The organism is Micromonospora sp. NPDC049900 (assembly GCF_044461025.1).
In the GTDB taxonomy this organism is placed as follows: Bacteria; Actinomycetota; Actinomycetes; order Mycobacteriales; family Micromonosporaceae; genus Micromonospora.
Genome location: NZ_JBITKM010000004.1, coordinates 104,118 through 118,124, shown reverse-complemented (window position 1 = coordinate 118,124; position 14,007 = coordinate 104,118). Strand labels below are relative to the sequence as shown.

15 protein-coding genes and 1 tRNA gene are annotated in these 14,007 nt (G+C 70.2%); 8 read left to right on the top strand and 8 right to left on the bottom strand.

The window, feature by feature from the left end; translation table 11 throughout:
• Window positions 1-8: 8 nt before the first annotated feature.
• From ACIBMZ_RS12210 to ACIBMZ_RS12200, 3 genes are all read right to left on the bottom strand, one after another.
• The gene (locus tag ACIBMZ_RS12210) at window positions 9-431 is read right to left on the bottom strand and encodes a hypothetical protein (RefSeq protein WP_396692932.1); all 423 of its coding nucleotides are present in this window, start codon (window positions 429-431) and stop codon (window positions 9-11) included.
• 51 nt (window positions 432-482) lie between these two features.
• Window positions 483-623 (bottom strand): hypothetical protein, encoded by a 141-nt coding sequence (locus ACIBMZ_RS12205; protein ID WP_396692930.1) that lies wholly within the window; start codon window positions 621-623, stop codon window positions 483-485.
• Window positions 624-789: 166 nt separating this feature from the next.
• A tRNA-Leu gene (locus ACIBMZ_RS12200) sits at window positions 790-872 on the bottom strand.
• An 80-nt stretch (window positions 873-952) separates the two neighbouring features.
• On the opposite strand from ACIBMZ_RS12200, the gene ACIBMZ_RS12195 reads away from it, so the two are divergent.
• From ACIBMZ_RS12195 to polA, 8 genes are all read left to right on the top strand, one after another.
• A complete protein-coding gene (locus tag ACIBMZ_RS12195; protein WP_396692928.1) occupies window positions 953-1,576 on the top strand; it encodes an ANTAR domain-containing response regulator in 624 nt (207 codons plus the stop codon).
• A gap of 109 nt (window positions 1,577-1,685) precedes the next feature.
• Window positions 1,686-2,852, top strand: a complete 1,167-nt coding sequence (locus ACIBMZ_RS12190; protein ID WP_396692926.1) for a hypothetical protein — start codon at window positions 1,686-1,688, stop codon at window positions 2,850-2,852.
• Window positions 2,853-3,222: 370 nt separating this feature from the next.
• The gene (locus ACIBMZ_RS12185) at window positions 3,223-4,374 is read left to right on the top strand and encodes a branched-chain amino acid ABC transporter substrate-binding protein (protein ID WP_131053255.1); all 1,152 of its coding nucleotides are present in this window, start codon (window positions 3,223-3,225) and stop codon (window positions 4,372-4,374) included.
• 61 nt (window positions 4,375-4,435) lie between these two features.
• Window positions 4,436-5,419, top strand: a complete 984-nt coding sequence (locus ACIBMZ_RS12180; protein WP_396692924.1) for a branched-chain amino acid ABC transporter permease — start codon at window positions 4,436-4,438, stop codon at window positions 5,417-5,419.
• Window positions 5,416-6,573 carry a branched-chain amino acid ABC transporter permease gene (locus ACIBMZ_RS12175; RefSeq protein ID WP_396692922.1) on the top strand — a complete coding sequence of 386 codons (1,158 nt, stop codon included), beginning with the start codon at window positions 5,416-5,418 and terminating at the stop codon, window positions 6,571-6,573. Before ACIBMZ_RS12180 ends, ACIBMZ_RS12175 begins: the two co-directional genes overlap by 4 nt.
• On the top strand, window positions 6,566-7,525 hold the full coding sequence (locus ACIBMZ_RS12170) for an ABC transporter ATP-binding protein (protein WP_396692920.1): 960 nt from the start codon (window positions 6,566-6,568) through the stop codon (window positions 7,523-7,525). Before ACIBMZ_RS12175 ends, ACIBMZ_RS12170 begins: the two co-directional genes overlap by 8 nt.
• Complete coding sequence (locus tag ACIBMZ_RS12165) at window positions 7,515-8,225, top strand: ABC transporter ATP-binding protein (protein WP_396692918.1); 711 nt, start codon at window positions 7,515-7,517, stop codon at window positions 8,223-8,225. Before ACIBMZ_RS12170 ends, ACIBMZ_RS12165 begins: the two co-directional genes overlap by 11 nt.
• A 123-nt stretch (window positions 8,226-8,348) precedes the next feature.
• Window positions 8,349-11,048: a DNA polymerase I gene (gene polA, locus ACIBMZ_RS12160; RefSeq protein WP_396692916.1), complete on the top strand. Its 2,700-nt coding sequence runs from the start codon at window positions 8,349-8,351 to the stop codon at window positions 11,046-11,048.
• A gap of 30 nt (window positions 11,049-11,078) precedes the next feature.
• Here polA and ACIBMZ_RS12155 read toward each other — a convergent pair whose 3' ends face one another.
• From ACIBMZ_RS12155 to ACIBMZ_RS12135, 5 genes are all read right to left on the bottom strand, one after another.
• Window positions 11,079-11,492, bottom strand: a complete 414-nt coding sequence (locus tag ACIBMZ_RS12155; RefSeq protein WP_396692914.1) for a MerR family transcriptional regulator — start codon at window positions 11,490-11,492, stop codon at window positions 11,079-11,081.
• 16 nt (window positions 11,493-11,508) lie between these two features.
• The gene (locus tag ACIBMZ_RS12150; RefSeq protein ID WP_396692912.1) at window positions 11,509-12,261 is read right to left on the bottom strand and encodes an SDR family NAD(P)-dependent oxidoreductase; all 753 of its coding nucleotides are present in this window, start codon (window positions 12,259-12,261) and stop codon (window positions 11,509-11,511) included.
• Window positions 12,262-12,309: 48 nt separating this feature from the next.
• Window positions 12,310-12,738, bottom strand: a complete 429-nt coding sequence (locus tag ACIBMZ_RS12145; RefSeq protein ID WP_396692910.1) for a DUF3140 domain-containing protein — start codon at window positions 12,736-12,738, stop codon at window positions 12,310-12,312.
• Window positions 12,725-12,943, bottom strand: a complete 219-nt coding sequence (locus ACIBMZ_RS12140) for a DUF2945 domain-containing protein (protein ID WP_396692908.1) — start codon at window positions 12,941-12,943, stop codon at window positions 12,725-12,727. The genes ACIBMZ_RS12145 and ACIBMZ_RS12140 overlap by 14 nt, the downstream gene beginning before the upstream one ends.
• 63 nt (window positions 12,944-13,006) lie before the next feature.
• On the bottom strand, window positions 13,007-13,810 hold the full coding sequence (locus ACIBMZ_RS12135) for a class I SAM-dependent methyltransferase (RefSeq protein ID WP_396692906.1): 804 nt from the start codon (window positions 13,808-13,810) through the stop codon (window positions 13,007-13,009).
• Window positions 13,811-14,007 lie beyond the last annotated feature (197 nt).

Here is a 14,007-nt window from a genome sequence, read left to right as displayed (position 1 = left end):
GGCCGCGGTCAGGACTTCGGCCCGACATGGCGGTCCAGCACGGCGACCGCCTCCCGACGCGCGACGGAGAGACTGTTGCGGCGGTTCATCCGCCACGCCACGCCGAGCAGGTCCAGCGCCCACTGGCACAACCCCATGATGTCGGCCGACTCGTTGACGAACATGTAGCGCGGATAGACGTACGTCCGGCCCCGCACCGTGACCCGGTTGGCGCAGCGGGTCCCGTCGGAGTGGAAGAGCCCTCGGACGAAGTGGCCCGCGTGTTCGGTCAGGATCTCCCACTGCCAGGATGCCGGGACGATCGGGCGCTCGTGCTTCTTGCCCGGCCCGTGTTGTGGGAGAAGGCATGGCCAGTGGTTGCCGGCGCTCTGCATCGCCACGCAGCCCTGCTTCTTGACGCGTTGGACCTTGTTGGCCAGCACCGACCTCATCGCCGTGTCGCAGGCCTCGATCAGGTCCGGCCAGGCGTCGGCGCAGTAGATTCATAACACCGGTACCCGATCGGTCGTAACGAGATGCCCGTCGCCGAGATAGAGGCCGAGCAGGTACGCGTAGGCGGCCGGGTCCGCCGGACCCTCCTGGCCGGGGCGGCATCGGAAGCAGCGGTCAGCGCTGCTCGCCATCGTCGGCTCCGGGCGATCGACGCACCAATGCCATACGGTGGTGTAGGGAAGCGGGAGGCGCGTGCCGCCGAGCGGATGGTGTGGCCCCGGGCAAGAAGATCGCGGACATGTGCCCGCATCTCAGGAGGATGCACGACGACATCATCGAACACACGTATGACAAGAGTGCCGGGAGCGGGATTCGAACCCGCAAGCCCTTTCGGGCAGAAGTGTTTGAGACTTCCGTGTATGCCGTTCCACCATCCCGGCGGGTGGGGCTTACTGTACCCGACTACGCTCGTGCGGGAGCATGGGTGGTAGCCGTGCAAAAACGATCGTGGGAGTGGCTCGTGGCCGAGACGCAGACGGATGCCGCGCGCAGGCGGGTACTGATCGCCGAGGACGAGGCGCTGATCCGGCTGGACCTGGCCGAGATGTTGGCCGAGGAAGGCTACGAGGTGGTCGGGGAGGCCGGTGACGGCGAGACCGCCGTACGTCTGGCCGAGGAGCTCAAGCCCGATCTGGTCATTCTCGACATCAAGATGCCGATCATGGACGGGCTGGCGGCTGCCGAGCGGATCGCCGGTGCCCGGATCGCCCCGGTGATCATCCTGACCGCGTTCAGCCAGCGTGACCTGGTCGAGCGGGCCCGGGCGGCCGGTGCGATGGCATACCTGGTCAAGCCGTTCCAGAAGTCCGACCTGGTGCCGGCGGTGGAGATCGCCCTCTCCCGCTACTCGGAGATCGCCGCGTTGGAGGCCGAGGTCGCCGGGCTCAACGACCGGCTGGAGGTCCGCAAGACCGTCGAGCGGGCCAAGGGCGCGCTGATGACCACGTACAACATGACCGAGCCGCAGGCGTTCAAGTGGATCCAGCGCACGGCGATGGACCACCGGATGACCATGAAGGAGGTCTCCGAGCGGATTCTCGCCGAGACCGCCGGTGGCGGCGAGGCCACCCGCCCGGCGCCCTGACCGCCCACCGGCACGGGGCAGTCGTGATGCCCCTCGGCCGTTAGCATCTGGCGGCATGGGTGCCCGGCGTTCCACGCTGACGCGGCGATTCGGTTCGCCTCGTGTGGGCGTGTCCCGGGTTCGGCGGTCGTTCCTGCTGGTGTTCGGCCTGCTGGCGCTGGTGCTGGCGGGGTGCCCGGCACCGCAGCGGAACGACGCCGGTCCGGAGCCGGCGCGGCTGCGCTGGGAGCGGGTGGAGTTGCCGAGTCCGTCGGAGCCGGGTCGGGTCCTGCTGCGGGACCTGGTGGCCTGTGCCGGGCACTGGTATGCGGCCGGTGCGGTGGCGGATCCGGCCGGAGCGACCAGCCCGGCGGTGTGGTCCAGTCTGGACGGTGCGACGTGGACGCCGGTGCCGTTGATCGCGGATTCGTTCTACGGGCGGCAGAGCGTGCTGTTCTCGGTGGGCTGCCGGGACGGCGCGGTCGCCGCGGTCGGCGGCAAGGTCGGTGGCGCGCACGGCAATCCCCGGGTGAGCACCTGGTGGCAGCGTCGGGACGGCACGTTGGTCGAGGTGGCGGCCTCGTTCGAGCTGTACGGCGGCCCGAAGGCGGTCAACGTGTCCCGGTTGGCCGGTGGCCCGGACGGGTGGTTGATCGTCGGGAACCGGGCCAGCGGTGCGGCGGTGTGGGTGTCGTCGGACGCGGCGGAGTTCGCGATCGTCGAGGCGGCGCCGGAGCTGGCCAGTGACGGTCAGGGTGTGACGTGGGTGTTCGACGCGGTGGCCGGGCCGTCCGGCTGGTCGGCGGTGGGTGGGCTGTTGGCGCCGGGGCGCATCGACCGGGATCCGGCGGCGTGGACCTCCTCGGACGGGCGTACCTGGCAGCGGACGGTCCTGCCGGGCGGCCAGGAGTACGAGGAGATGCAGCGGGTGGTCCTGGTCGACGGGGTGCCGTTGGGGGTGGGTCTGCGCGGGCGACAGTTCGGCGCGTGGCGTCGGGAGCCGGGCGGGTGGACGGCGGCGGGCCGGTTCGGCCAGGTGGCCGGTGGGGTGCCGTCGGTCGGTGGGGTGGCCGTCTCCGTCGGGCAGGTGCTGGCGGTGGTGTCCGACGGCGAGCGGTACGGCGGTTGGCTCTCCGGTGACCGGGGCGACGGCTGGCGGCCGGTGGAGTTGCCGGTGGCGGCGCCGGTCGGGGCGGCTCGGGCGGTGGCGCTGGCGGCGGAGGGTGGGCGGTGGTGGTTGGCGGTCGACGACGGGGCGCAGACCTCGATGTGGGTGGGGCACGCCGACCCGCCGTAGGAGTGAGTTCGCTGTCACTCTCGGTGGTTTTCGGAGTGGAAACATGATCTTCACGAGGGTGCCGCACGGCATGTCCGTCCGGGCGTGTCGGCGGTGTTCCGGGGTGTTCCAACAGGCGGACAGGTGTCGGCTAACGACCGGTCAGCGGATTGACCTGTTACGGGAGTGGCAGGCTTGACGGCTCTCTTCGTAACGGTTTCGCAGACCCCGCTCCGACCTCTTCCTTGGCCGAATGAGTGTGGGTACGCTCCGCCAGCACGAGCCGTAATGCAGGGGGCGTCCCTGCCCGGTACGCGGTGGACGGGCCACACCTTGTCGCCGCCGAGCCGGGTCCCAATGCCCACCTGCTTCTGGAGGAGGTCAGGAAGCCGTGAGGCGAAGCTATTCAAGGGCGCTGGGTACTGCCGCGCTCGCCGCGGTGCTGGTCGCCGCCGCCGGGTGTCAGGACGCCGGTGGTAGCGGCGACAACACCGCGTCGGGTGACTGCGGTGGCAAGATCGCCATCTTCGGCGCGTTCACCGGCGACAACGCGGGTCTGGTGCTGCCGTCGCTGAACGCCGCGAAGCTCGCGATCAAGCAGCACAACGAGGCAAACGCCGACTGCAAGGTCGAGATGGTCGAGTTCGACACCCAGGGTGACCCGGCGCAGGCGACCCCGGTCGCGAACCAGGTTGCGGGTGACACCTCGTTCCTCGGTGTCATCGGTGGTCACTTCTCCGGTGAGTCGGACGCCACCATGCCGGTCTACGAGGCCGCCGGTCTCGTGATGGTCGCCCCGTCGGCGACCCGGACCGACCTGACCCAGAAGGGCAACAAGTCCTTCTACCGGGTGGTCGGCAACGACGGCACCCAGGCGGGCGCCGTGGCGACCTACCTCAAGGGCGAGAACGCGCAGCGGGTCTTCCTGATCGACGACGCCAGCGCCTACGGCGCCGGTATCACCGCCGAGCTGACCAAGAACCTGGGCGCCACCGTCGCGGCCAGCGACAAGATCCAGGAGCGGCAGTCGCAGTTCGAGGCGACGATCTCCAAGATCAAGGCGGCGAACGCCGACTTCGTCTTCTACGGTGGCTACACCCGGGAGGCCGCGCCGCTGGTCCGCCAGATGCGGGCCGCCGGTGTGCAGGCGAAGTTCATCGGTCCGGACGGCCTGTACGACCCGGCCTTCCCGGCCGGTGCGTCCGGTGGCGCCGACGGCTCCATCATCACCTGCCCGTGCCTCCCGCCGGACAAGGCCGGTGGCACCTTCACCGCCGACTACCAGGCCGAGTACGGCCAGCTGCCGGGTTCGTACGGTGCTGAGGGCTTCGACGCCGCGCAGATCTTCATCGACGCCTTCAAGGACGGCAAGAAGTCCCGCGCCGAGATCCTGGAGTTCGTGAAGAACTACGACAAGCAGGGCGTGTCGAAGTACATCAAGTTCGACGCCAACGGCGACGTGGACCCGTCGAGGGTTGTCATCTGGGCCTACCAGATCAAGGGCACGGAGATCTCTCCGCTGCAGGAGCTCAAGCTCAGCTGACGAACAGTATCGGGGTGCGGCCGGGGTGATCCCCCGGCCGCACTCGATGCAAGGAGACCTGGTGAATTTCGCGGACCTCTTCAGCCACATCGGTCAGCACACCGTCGACGGGTTGTCCAAGGGGGCGATCTATGCCCTGATCGCTCTCGGTTACACCCTGGTGTACGGCGTCCTGCGCCTGATCAACTTTGCCCACTCCGAGGTCTTCATGGTCGGCACCTTCGCGGTGCTGGGCCTGTGGACGGCCTTCGGGGTGGAGAACAACCCGCCGCTCGGCCAAGCGGTGATCTTCCTGGTACTCGGCCTGATAGTCGCGGCGATAGCCTCCGGCGGTACGGCCCTGGCGATCGAACGGGTCGCGTACCGACCGCTGCGGCGCAAGAACGCGCCGCCCCTCATCTTTTTGATCACCGCGATCGGTCTGTCGCTGGTACTGGTGGAGATCTTCGGCCTGGTGCTGCCGAAGCTGCTGGGCGACCTGGTGCCGTCCATGTTCGGCCGGGGCCGGATCATCCTCGGCATGCCGACGATCATCGAGCAGAAGACGCTGTTCACGATCGGCAACACGGAGATCAACAACGTTCAGTTGATCGTGATCGTGTCCGCGGTGGCGATGATGGCGGTGCTCGACTGGTTCATCAACCGCACCCGGTACGGCCGGGGTGTGCGGGCGGTGGCGCAGAACCCGGAGACGGCGGCCCTGATGGGCGTCAACCAGGAGCGCGTGATCATGCTGATCTTCGTGCTCGGTGGCATCATGGCGGGCGCGGCGGCGCTGTTGTGGGGCATGCGTTTCGGCTTCACGCAGAACAGCATCGGATTCGTGCTCGGCCTCAAGGCGTTCACCGCGGCCGTCCTCGGCGGCATCGGTAACCTGCGCGGCGCGTTGCTGGGTGGGCTGTTCCTCGGCATCGTCGAGGTCTACGGCGCCACCATCTTCGCGTCCAACTGGGAGGACGTCATCGCCTTCGTGGTGCTGGTCATCGTGCTGATGTTCCGCCCGACCGGCATTCTGGGCGAGTCGCTGGGGAGGGCCCGAGCATGATCGACAAGATTCGTGACCTGGACCGTAAGCGCACCAACGCCCTGCACTCGGTCGGCGACCGGTGGCGGGCGCTGCCGAAGTGGCAGCGGGTGCTGTCCTTCGTGGCCTTCGTGATCTTCCTCTACTACCTGCCGCTGCTCGGCATCCCCGGCCTGACCTGGCTGCGGACCGACTCGATCTCGGGTGGTAGCAACTGGGCCGGTGTGCTGTTCACCTGCGCCGTCTACGTGTTGGTGGCGATCGGTCTCAACGTCGTGATCGGCCTGGCCGGTCTGCTGGACCTGGGCTACATCGGCTTCTTCGCCATCGGCGCGTACGCGGTGGCCCTGTTCGGCTCGGTGAACTCGCCGGTCGTGAAGTGGATCCAGGCGGAGTTCAACCTCCCGACGACCTGGGCGGTGGCCTGGGCGATCTGTGTGTTCATCGCGTTGGTGATGTCGCTGATCTCCGGGGTGATCCTGGGCTGGCCGACGCTGCGGCTGCGCGGTGACTACCTGGCCATCGTGACGCTCGGCTTCGGCGAGATCATCCGGATCGTGGCCCGTAACCTGGAGGGCGTCACCCGGGGTCCGCAGGGCATCTCGGCGATCCCCGGCCCGGAGGGTCCGCCCTCGCCGGACAACCAGGTCTTCGGCCTGGTCGACGTCAAGCCGTGGTACTGGCTGGCGATCACCGTCGTACTGCTCATGGTCTTCGCGGTGCGCCGGCTGGAGAACAGCCGGGTCGGCCGGTCCTGGCTGGCCATCCGGGAGGACGAGGACGCTGCCGCGGTGATGGGCGTCTACCCGTTCAAGTTCAAGCTCTGGGCGTTCGCCATCGGTGCGGCGCTCGGCGGTTTCGCCGGCTTCCTGTTCGCCAGCCGGTACGCCTTCATCGACCCGACCCAGTTCAACGTGAACCTGTCCATCCTGTTCGTGGCGATGGTCGTGGTCGGTGGGTCCGGCAACATGGTCGGCGTCTCGGTGGGTGCGGTGCTGCTGGCGTACCTTCCGGAGCGGTTCCGTGAGGTCGCCGACTACCGGTGGTTGGCCTTCGGTCTGGCCATGGTGCTGGTGATGATCCTGCGTCCGCAGGGCCTGATCCCCAGCACGCGACGGGCCCGCGAACTGAAGGACCGTGCGGCGGAGGCAGAGGAGGCGCCCGCTCATGTCTGACGAGACCAACACCCCGTCCGACGCGACCGAGACCACGGCGGCGCCGAAGATCCCGGCACAGCCGGGACCACGCAAGACGCTGTTGGAGATCGACGACGTCACGCTGCGCTTCGGTGGCGTGGTCGCGCTCAACGGGATCAGCTTCGAGATCAACGAAGGCGAGATCCTCGGCCTGATCGGGCCGAACGGCGCCGGCAAGACCACCTGCTTCAACGTGATGACCGGGGTCTACAAGCCGACGTCGGGCGCGGTCCGGTTCCGTGGTGAGCGGGTCACCGGTCGCAAGCCGCACCAGATCAGCCGGCTGGGCATCTCCCGGACGTTCCAGAACATCCGGTTGTTCCCGGAGATGTCCGCGCTGGAGAACGTCATGGTCGGGACCGACTCCCGGCACAAGACGAGCGTGCCCGGCGCGCTGTTCCGGCTCTACCGGGTGCGGCCCAAGGAGGAGGAGCTGCCGCAGGTCACCGCCTCCGGCGGGATCGTGCGGACCTGGCAGACGGTGCGGCGTAGCTTCGCCAAGACCTTCGGTCTGTCCCGGCACATCCTGGAGGAGCGGGCCGCCGAGGACAAGGCGATGGAGCTGTTGCGCTTCGTCGGCATCGCCGACCGGGCGAACGACGCGGCGCGCAACCTCCCGTACGGCTACCAGCGACGACTGGAGATCGCCCGGGCGCTCGGCACCGAGCCGAAGCTGCTCTGCCTGGACGAGCCGGCGGCCGGGTTCAACCCGGCCGAGAAGGAGGATCTGCTGGGGCTGATCCGCCGGATCCGGGACAAGGGCGTGACGGTGCTGCTGATCGAGCACGACATGCGGCTGGTGATGGGTGTCACCGACCGGATCGTGGTGCTGGAGTTCGGCACCAAGATCGCCGATGGTCTGCCGGCCGAGGTCAGTCGAGACCCGCGGGTGATCGCGGCGTACCTGGGGGAGCCCGCCGATGCTGCTTGAGTTGGACGACGTCAGCGTCTCGTACGGTCGGATCGAGGCGTTGCACGGCATCAGCCTCACGGTCAACGAGGGCGAGGTGGTGGCCCTGATCGGTGCCAACGGCGCCGGCAAGACCACCACCATGCGGGCGATCTCCGGGATCCGTTCGCTGTCCGGCGGCCGGATCACCTTCGACGGCGAGGACATCAGCAAGCTCCGTGCCGACCTGCGGGTGGTCCGGGGTCTGTGTCAGTCGCCCGAGGGCCGGCAGATCTTCCCCGGTATGACGGTGCTGGAGAACCTGGACATGGGGGCGTACACCCGGCGGGACCACGCCGGCATCGCCGCCGACCTGGAGAAGGTGCTGGAGCTGTTCCCCCGGCTGCGTGAGCGGCGCAAGCAGGCCGGTGGCACGCTCTCCGGCGGTGAGCAGCAGATGCTCGCCGTCGGTCGGGCGCTGATGAGCCGGCCGAAGCTGCTGCTGCTGGACGAGCCGTCGATGGGCCTGGCCCCGATGATCATCCAGCAGATCTTCGACATCATCGTGGAGATCAACCAGCAGGGCACCACGGTGCTGCTGGTGGAGCAGAACGCGCAGCAGGCGCTCTCCCGCGCGCACCGGGCGTACGTCCTGGAGACCGGACGGATCGTCAAGGAGGGCACCGGGCAGGAACTCCTGCACGACCCCTCGATCAAGGAGGCGTACCTGGGCGTGGCCTAGCCGCCGCGAGCCGTCGACGGCCGCCCGTCCCCGCGTCCGGGGGCGGGCGGCCGTCGACGTTTCCGGTTGGCCGCCGGTGCCGCCGCGCCGGGGGTGTCGGGGGCACGGACTAGAGTCGCTGCCGTGACAGCTACGACGCCGCGCCTGCTCCTCGTCGACGGACACTCCCTGGCATACCGGGCGTTCTTCGCCCTGCCGGTGGAGAACTTCTCCACCACGACCGGGCAGCCGACCAACGCCGTCTACGGCTTCACCTCCATGCTGATCAACGTGCTGCGCGACGAGCGGCCGACGCACATCGTGGTCGCCTTCGACGTGTCCCGCCGCTCCTTCCGCACCGAGAAGTACGCGGAGTACAAGGCCGGCCGCAGTGAGACGCCGACCGACTTCAAGGGCCAGGTCAGCCTGGTCAAGGAGGTCCTGGCGGCGTTGCGGGTGCCGGTGGTGGAGAAGGAGGGCTACGAGGCCGACGACATCATCGCCACGCTCGCCTGTCAGGCCCGCGACCAGGGCATGCCGGTGCTGATCAGCACCGGCGACCGGGACGCCTTCCAGCTCGTCGACGACCAGGTCACCGTGCTCTATCCGCGCAAGGGCGTCTCCGACCTGGCGCGGATGGACCCGGCCGCGATCGAGGCCAAGTACGGGGTCGGCCCGCAGCGCTACCGCGACCTGGCCGCGCTGGTCGGCGAGACCAGCGACAACCTGCCCGGCGTCCCGGGGGTCGGCCCGAAGACGGCCGCCAAGTGGATCAACACGTACGGCGGGGTGGAGGGTGTCATCGCCCGCGCCGACGAGATCAAGGGCAAGGCCGGTGACAGCCTGCGCGAGCGGCTGGCCGACGTGATCCGCAACTACGAGATCAACTGCCTGGTCACCGACCTCGACCTGCCGGTGCGGCCGGAGGACGCCCGCTGGTCGGGGTGGGATCGCGAGGCGGTGCACCAGGTCTTCGACACTCTCCAGTTCCGCATCCTGCGGGACCGCCTCTACCAGTACCTCGATGCGGTGGAGCCGGAGGCCGAGGCGGGCTTCGACCTGACCGGCGAGGTGCTCGCCGCGCCCGGTGCGCTGGCCGGGTGGCTGGAGACGCACGCGACGGCCGGTACCCCGGTCGGCGTCGCGGCGAAGCTGGACACCGGCCCGAACCGGCGGCACACGGCCGTGGTCACCGGCATGGCGCTGGCCACCGCCGACGGCGCGGCGGCGTGGTTCGACCCGAGCGCGTTGGCGCAGGACGACGAGACGGCCCTGGCGGGCTGGCTGGCCGACGAGAGTCGGCCCAAGGTGCTGCACGACAGCAAGCCGGCCGTGCTGGCCTTCGGCGCGCACGGCTGGTCGCTGGCCGGCATCGCCCGGGACACCCAGATCGCGGCCTACCTGGCCCGCCCGGACCAGCGTTCGTACGACCTGACCGACCTGGCGTTGCGCTACCTGCACCGGGAGCTGCGGGTCGACGCGCCGGACGACGGGCAGCTCACGCTGGACGGGTTGGGCGGCGACGGTGAGGCCGAGCAGAACCTGATGGTGCACGCCCGGGCCACCCTCGACCTGGCCGAGGCGATCGACGCCGAGTTGTCCCGCGACGGGGAGCAGTCGGCGCGGCTGATGGCCGGGGTGGAGTTGCCGCTGATGCGGGTGCTGGCCGCGATGGAGCGCACCGGCATCGCCGCCGACACCGACTACCTGTCGGAGTTGGAGGCGCACTTCGCCGCCGAGGTGAAGGCCGCTGCCCAGGGCGCGTACGCGGTGGTCGAGCGGGAGTTCAACCTGGGCTCGCCCAAGCAGCTTCAGGAGATCCTCTTCGGTGAACTGAACCTGCCCAAGACCAAGAAGATCAAGACCGGGTACACCACCGACGCCGACGCCCTGCAGTGGCTCTACGCGCAGACCGAGCACCCGCTGCTGCACCACCTGCTGCGGCACCGGGACGTGGCCAAGCTCAAGTCGACCGTGGACGGTCTGCTCAAGTCGGTCTCCGACGACGGGCGCATCCACACCACCTTCAACCAGACGGTGGCCGCCACCGGCCGGCTCTCCTCCACCGAGCCCAACCTGCAGAACATCCCGATCCGGACCGAGGAGGGGCGCCGGATCCGGCGCGCGTTCGTGGTGGGTGAGGGATACGAGTGCCTGCTCACCGCCGACTACAGCCAGATCGAGATGCGGATCATGGCGCACCTGTCGACGGACGACGCGTTGATCGAGGCGTTCAACTCCGGTGCCGACTTCCACGCCGCCACCGCCTCGTCGGTCTTCGGGGTGCCGGTCGCCGAGGTGACCCCGGACCAGCGGCGCAAGATCAAGGCGATGAACTACGGCCTGGCGTACGGGTTGAGCGCGTTCGGGTTGTCCCAGCAGCTCGGCATCACCGCCGAGGAGGCGCGCGGGCTGATGGAGGACTACTTCGCCGGCTTCGGCGGGGTCCGCGACTACCTGCACGAGGTGGTGGCACGGGCCCGCCAGGACGGCTACACCTCCACCATCCTGGGCCGCCGTCGCTACCTGCCCGACCTGGTCAGCGACAACCGGCAGCGGCGGGAGATGGCGGAGCGGATGGCCCTCAATGCGCCGATCCAGGGCTCGGCGGCGGACATCATCAAGGTCGCCATGCTGCACGTGGACACCGCGTTGCGGGAGGCGGGCCTGCGTTCCCGGATGCTGTTGCAGGTGCACGACGAGCTGGTCTTCGAGGTGGCGCCGGGGGAGCGGACGGCGTTGGAGGAGTTGGTACGCCGCGAGATGGGTGCGGCCTATCCGCTCTCCGTGCCGTTGGAGGTGTCGGTCGGCGAGGGCCGGGACTGGAACAGCGCCGACCACTGACCCCGTGTGCCCGGCTCCGGCGGCCGACGGTCAGGCGGTGATCGCGGTGTCCGTGGGACCGGCCGCCGGGGCGGTGTCGGGCGAGGGGCCGGTGACCGGGGACGCCGCGCGCAGCGCGTCGGCGAGCCGGTCGCGCAGCGCCACCTGGGCGGCGATGCGGGCGTCCAGCACGGCCAGGCGCTCCCGGGCGATCCGTAGCCCGACGGGGGAGGGCGCTGCGGCGGCCACGTCCCCGTCGAGGCAGGGCAGGAAGGCCCGCACGTCGGTCAGGGTCAGCCCGCCGGCCAGCAGGTGCCGGATGTTGCGGACCCGGACGACGGTCCGCTCGTCGTACTCGCGGTAGCCGTTGGCGGCCCGGTACGCCTCGATCAGGCCGTGGTCCTCGTAGTGGCGCAGCGCCCGGGGCGTGCTGCCGGTGGCGTGGGCCAGTTCCCCGATCCGCACCCCGGGCACCGTCCTCTCACGCCACGACCGCGCCACCGTCGACGGGCAGCACCACCCCGGTGACGAAGGCCGCCGCCGGTTCGCAGAGCCGCAGGATCGCCCACGCTACCTCGTCAGGGTCGCCGATCCGGCCCAGCGGGGTGTGTGCGAGTTGCCAGGCGCGGATCGCCGCCTGCTGCGGCGGGGTGAGGCCCTGGTGCGTACCGATCGGGGTGTCGATCGCGCCGGGGGCGACCGCCACCACGCGGACGCCGCGCGGTGCCAACTCCACCGCCCAGCTCCGGGTCAGCGAGTCGAGGGCGGCCTTGCCGGCGGCGTAGAGCGCGGAGCCCGGCCAGGCCCGCTGCCCGACTGCGGTGGTGACGTTGACGATCACGCCCCGGCTGGCGGTCAGCGCCGCGACGGCCGCGTGGGCCAGCCGGATCGGGGCGAGCAGGTTGGTCTCCAGTTGCCGGCGGGCCGCGTCCTCGTCCAGGTCGGCCAGGTCGCCGCCGCCGGCGATGCCCGCGTTGTTGACCAGGACGTCGAGCCGGCCATGCCGGTCGACGGCTTCGCGGACCACCCGGTGGGGCGCGTCGGCGGCGGTGAGGTCGACGGCGAGTGGCGTGATCAGAGGGTGGCAGGTCGCGGTCTCGGTCAGCGGGGCGGCGCGCCGCCCCACCGCGACGACGTGCGCTCCGGCGGTGCCGAAGGCGCGGGCGGTGGCCCGGCCGATTCCGGTGCCGGCGCCGGTCACGACGACGACTCGGCGTGGCAGGTGGTCGTTCATGCCGCCGATCGTCGGACCCTGCCGTTAGCGGCAGGGTCAAGCCGCGCCTCAGCGGGCCGGGCCGCGCCGGTTCTTCGGTGGGCTGCCGTGTCGTTCCAGTGCCTTCCGGGACGGGCCACCGGGCGGGGGCAGCGGGGCCTTGACCGGATCATGGCCCCAGTTCATCAGCGAGTACCGCCAGCGGGTGTCGCGTACGTCGCCGCTGGGCCGCTGCGCCATGTGTCGCCGGACGTAACCGACGACCTTGCGCATGTGCTTGTAGTCGGCGGCGCTGAGCTGGTCGCGTTTGCGGCGGAGCAGGTCGACGATCCTGCGGCCGGACTCGTGGCCGACCGACTCGCCGCCCTCGGTCCCCTTCTTCTGCCAGCCGACGTGCTTGGACTCCGGCGTCTCCAGCCACTGCTGGAGTTCACCGGGCTTCATGTTCACCGCCTCGGTGAACTCCCGGTAGGTCTGCTGGTCGTCAGTCCCGCTCACGGCGCAGCACCTCCGGGTGGTGGGCGACGTCCCGGCCCGAGTCGTCGTTGCGGACGCGGTACTGCGGGGCCTGCGGCGACGCGTTCACGGTGTGCCCGCGCACCCGGGTGCGTTCGGTCAGCTTCTCCTGCACCACGCCGTGCGCCCGGCCGCTGTGGCTGGCCCAGGAGACGTGGTCGCCTCGGCGGAACTCCTTCTCGGCCATGGCGCGGGTTACCCGCGGGCGTGGGGCGGAAACGACGCTCGACCCGACGTCGGCGGGGCAGGATCAGCCGCCCCGCTCGGCGACGAAGATCGCGCTGCCGGGGAAGAGTCGGCCGCGCAGCGGACTCCACTGCCCCCAAATCCCCTCGTGTCCCGCCGGCCACTCCGGCTCCACCAGGTCCACCAGGTCGAACCCGGCACCGACCAGTTCGCGGACCCGGTCGCCGAGGGTGCGGTGCTGCTCGACGTAGGTGGCCACGCCGGTCTCGTCCTGCTCCACGTACGGCTGCCGGTCGAAGTAGGAGTGCACGGCGGTGAGCCCGCCCTCGCCGGGGTCGTCGAGGAAGATCCAGCGCATCGGGTGGGTGACCGAGAAGACCCAGCGTCCGCCGGGACGCAGGACCCGGTGCACCTCGCGCATCAGGGCCGCCGAGTCGTCGACGAACGGCACCGCGCCGAACGCCGTGCAGGCGATGTCGAAGCTGCCGTCGGCGAAGGGCAGCGCCAGCGCGTCGGCCTGGGCCAGCGGTACGCGTACCCCGCTGCGGTCGGCGGCGCGCGCGGCGTGGCGCAACATGCCGGCGGACAGGTCCACCGCGACCGGGTGGGCGCCCTGGGTGGCCAGCCAGCGGGCGCAGGACGCCGCGCCGCAGCCGACCTCCAGCACCCGGCGTCCGGCCGTCTCGCCGAGCAACCGGGCGTCGGCCTCGCGCAGCCCCTCCGGGCACCAGACGAAGTCCACGTCGCCCAGGAAGGTCCCGTGTTCGGCCTGGTAGGCGTCGGCGTCGGTGTCCCACCAGTGGCGGTTGGCGCGGCGGATCTCGGCGTCGCCGACCCGGCGCCGGGTCACCCGGTTGTCGTCGTTCACCCGCTCACGCTAGGCGTCCGGAAGGGGTGGGACGGCGGTGGGCCGGGGTGTCGTGGTGTCGGCTGGCCGAAATCTCCGCTTTCGCGGGTGGTGAGGTGATGAGCAGACGGGAGGGCTTGCACGCTGTGGTAATGCAGCGGGTAGGGTAGACGATGCGCTCGCGGATCGCGTGTCTCGGCAGGGAGCAGGTGCGCGGT